3 protein-coding genes and 1 tRNA gene are annotated in these 3731 nt (G+C 57.3%); 1 reads left to right on the forward strand and 3 read right to left on the reverse strand.

Annotation, left to right across the window (positions count from 1 at the left end):
- Together NW852_RS01720 and NW852_RS01725 are read right to left on the reverse strand one after the other, a co-directional pair.
- Positions 1–479, reverse strand: a 479-nt coding sequence (locus NW852_RS01720) for an ABA4-like family protein (RefSeq protein ID WP_414370742.1), incomplete at its 3' end; no start/stop codon positions are given.
- Between the two features lie 341 nt (positions 480–820).
- Positions 821–1273, reverse strand: a complete 453-nt coding sequence (locus NW852_RS01725) for a hypothetical protein (RefSeq protein ID WP_414363873.1) — start codon at positions 1271–1273, stop codon at positions 821–823.
- A 151-nt stretch (positions 1274–1424) separates the two neighbouring features.
- Between NW852_RS01725 and NW852_RS01730 the strand changes: the two genes are divergently transcribed.
- Positions 1425–1497, forward strand: a tRNA-Arg gene (locus NW852_RS01730).
- Here NW852_RS01730 and NW852_RS01735 read toward each other — a convergent pair.
- Positions 1498–3731, reverse strand: a 2234-nt coding sequence (locus NW852_RS01735; RefSeq protein WP_414426418.1) for a GAF domain-containing protein, incomplete at its 5' end; no start/stop codon positions are given.

Below are 3731 nucleotides of genomic sequence, written 5' to 3' on the forward strand. Positions count from 1 at the left end.
GAGGATTCTTGCGGCACTTCTGCACTTTGATCCGCTCCAACAACCCCAGGCCGGCCCTTTCGGATCCCTTGCACCACGGTCACTGTGAGCAGATGGGAGAGCAAACCCACCGGACCAGCAAACAAGCACAAAAGCAGAGAGTGAGTTGTCCAAACTCGCTTTTCCCAGCCTTCCAAGAAGATCCAGCGGCCCACAAATAGATCCATCACAATGTAGTGAACCCATCCCGTCGCCATGACCGAGGGCTGGCTGAATAGAGAAGTCAGGCTGTTCAGAGATAGCTGAGGATTGGAAAACTCCTGGAGAGTATCTGCATTAAACCCGGTAACCAGAAGATAGAGATAAACCGTTGCCAAAAGGGCAATGGGCAAAAGCGACTCCATCACCCTACGGGTCACTTTCCAGCCCGGCAGCAGGATCATCAAAGCCCAAAAAGGCAAAGCAAACCAATTGGCCGCATTAAAGATGGTCTCTAGCATATCCAGCAACCCCTGATGCTACTTGTTTATTATCGGCTATCGCCCAACGCCGCCCGCCCGTGGGGGATCACCAGCCGACCTCGATAGCAACTCTTCTGGCTATTGCCGGGATCCGTCTTGAAGACACCGGCTCTTGAGCTGATCCAAAAGGGAGGCACCGCCGGCTGAACCTTGCCTCGCTCCCTCTTGAGACGGGGCAGAGGGATCCCAGCTCCTATTCCGGCTGGCGAAGTCTGGCAGATAAACTGCCCCACCGTATAGACGGTGGGGAATCCCGCGCATTTAGCTTAGTCCGCACCGTATTGGTTGTTTCCTCAACGAAGATGGGTGTCGGGAGTTGTTCACTTGAAAGTGCGTGCCAGCCAGCGCCGCAGCGGATGCCAGGCGGGCAAAGACAAAATCCAGCGGGACTGGCGCTCCAGCATCAAGCGCTCAATAGGATAGAGCCCAAACAGCTCGTAGCGGCTTTGGGCGATCAAGATCCCCAGCGTGAAGCTGACGCACAGCAAAAGGCCGAAGGTGGGCCAGCCGGGCCGGTAAAACAGGGCATAGCGCAGGCCCGTCCAGGTGAAATGGTTCCACAGACGGACGATATCTGCCCGCAGCGCCCAAAGGCTGGGGATCCCGACCAGCAGCCACAACAGGCCCAGAAAGATAAAGCTGCCGCCATGGTAGAGGCGCAACAGGCGCCTGGCCGGCGGAGAGAGAGATTCCAGGCCGGGAGGGTTTTCCGACTCCCAGACGCGAGCAGCCTTCTTGGCATCAACTGAGCTAGGATCAGGAGGCAATGACATCGAGATCCCGGTTCTCCCAAGACCTTCGTTATAACTTTAGCGACTGGGATCCGTAACTGAAGCTCCTTAGGGGGCATTGAGGGAGCGGGTTAAGCCGTGTAGCCGACCTCGGAGAGGAAACTCCTCCAAGGATATAATGGCTCTGCAACTTGCCTTGCTAGCTCAATGGATAGAGCACCGACCTTCTAAGTCGATGGTTGCAGGTTCGAGTCCTGCGCAAGGCGCTAGGTGGATTCGCCTGGGATCCTGGCTGGCGGCGTTCGACTCTGAGAGGGGCACCACACCCGAAAGATGACCTGGCCAGAGTGGCTTGCTACAGTCAGGGATCCCTCTAACATCTCCATAGCCTTTTTGGCTAGCGGCAGGCCTAGGCCTGTCCCTCCGGCCTTGCGGCGATCCAACTGTGGGATGCGGTAGAACTTTTCAAACACATGGGGCAGCGCCTCTGGAGGAATTTCCACTCCCGTATTGCGCACCTCGATCAGCCAGCCGGGACGGTTCTGTTGATGGGTCTGGCTAAAGCGCAAACAGATGCTTTCCCCAGCCGGCGTGTACTTGCAGGCGTTGTTCAAAAGTTCGCCCACCACCCGCGACAGCAGTCTCTCATCCGTACAGAGGGGCAAAAGGTCGGGATCCCATTCCAACTGAAACTGTTGGTTCTGCTGGGCAGCTCGCAGCCGGAAGGGCTCGGAAAGATTGGGGATCCACTCCTGAGGAGATAACCAGGTTAGATTGAGATCCCTGTTTCCGGCTTCAATAGCTTGCAATTCCAACAGCTCGTTGATCAAGTCCAGCTCGCGGTTGGTCTCCATCTCCAAAATCTGCAAGTAGCGCTGCTCCCGCTCCGTCAGGTTGGCCTTGGAGAGAAAAGCAATTGCCAGCTTCATGTTGGTTAGAGGCGTGCGCATCTCGTGGGAGACCATGTGCAGAAACTCATCCTTGAGGTGGTTGAGCTCCTGCAACTGCTGCACCTGCTGCTGCACGGTTTGGAAAAGCCGGGCCTGGCGAATGGCAATCGCACACTGGCTGGCCACCCGCTGCATCAAGCGCTGTTCCCGCTCGCCAAATACCTGCCCCGGCGGACGCGAGCCGCAAATATTTCCCAGCAGGAGAGATTCGCCTTCCTGAGCATCGCAAATGGGAAGTACCAGCAGCGTGTGGCGGTCGTAGCTGGGCCAGCAGGGGTGGCCAAGGTTGCTGAAATAGCAGAACTGCCCACCCTGAAGCTGCTGGAGCACCTCGGCAAAATCGGCAAAGGGGATCTCCAGGGGAAAACGGCGGATCCCTTCTCCAGGTCGATAATCCAAGGCCAAAACGCTAACCTGTCGTTCTGGGTCATGGAGGGCAATCATGCAGCCAGAAAGACCCAGTCTGAGGGCCAGTTCCTGCGCCACGGTTTCCAAAATCTTGTGCTCGTCTAGGCTGGAGCGAATTTCTTCCGTGATCAGTTGCAGTAGGGCCTCGTCTTCGTAGGCTTGCTGCAGTTGGCCGTTGCGCACCCGCACTTGGTAATCCAGTTCGACGTTGGCTTGCTGCAGCCTTTGGTAAAGTTCCGCCTGTCGAATGGCGACTGCCAGGTGATTGCCAATTGCCCTGGCCAACTCGATCTCTTCCTCTTGCCAATCGGGTTCAGAGATCAGGCGTCTCAGGGCTAGAGCGCCCCAAAGTTTCCCTTGACAGGCCACCGGGATCCCTAGCCAAGGGCCGAGCTGGCGGTCTTGCCTTTCCTGCAATGCAAAGGGATCGGAAACTTGCTGGGGATCCGCCACGTGAAAAACTTGCAGCTGCTGCAACTGCTGAATGGTTGGGATCTGCGGATCATCCGGTATGCGCATTTGGAGAGTACTGGGCACATCGGGGGAGCGAACATGGCCGGTAATGCCCACCCACACCTTCTCGGCAGGCAGATATTGGTAAAGGGTAACCCGCGCTGCCTGCAAAACCTGGCCTACTTCCTGCACCGCTACCTCAAAGAGGGCGGGTAGATCCAAAGAGGTGCTGATGGCCTGAATGAGCCGGTTAAACAGTTTTTCCCGCTGCACCTGTTGCTGCAGCTTTAGCTCGGCCTGCTTGCGCTTGGTGATGTCCAGGGTTACCCCGACAACATGGCTGGGATCCCCTTCCGGCCCCAGGAGCACAATCCCCTGAGAGAGGTGCCAGCGCACCTGCCCGTCTGCGAGATGGGCACGGTACTCAACTGACAAGTTGGGATCCCCCTCCAATGCTCTAGGCCCCGCCAACTGGAAAGCTTCCTTCACCCTCTGGCGATCTTCGGGGTGAACGCTCTCGAAAAGCATCTCCAGAGTGAACTCCTCGCCGGGATCCCGTCCGTACTTGGCCTTGCACTGAGGGGAACTGCTCAGCTCCCCGCTGCGCAGATCCAGTTGCCAATAACCCAGTTGGGTGGCCTCCAGAGCCAAAAAGAGATGCTCTGGATAAAAGCCGCCGTCTTCTGGCC

The organism is Synechococcus sp. H60.1, assembly GCF_047462335.1.
Taxonomy (GTDB): domain Bacteria; phylum Cyanobacteriota; class Cyanobacteriia; order Thermostichales; family Thermostichaceae; genus Thermostichus.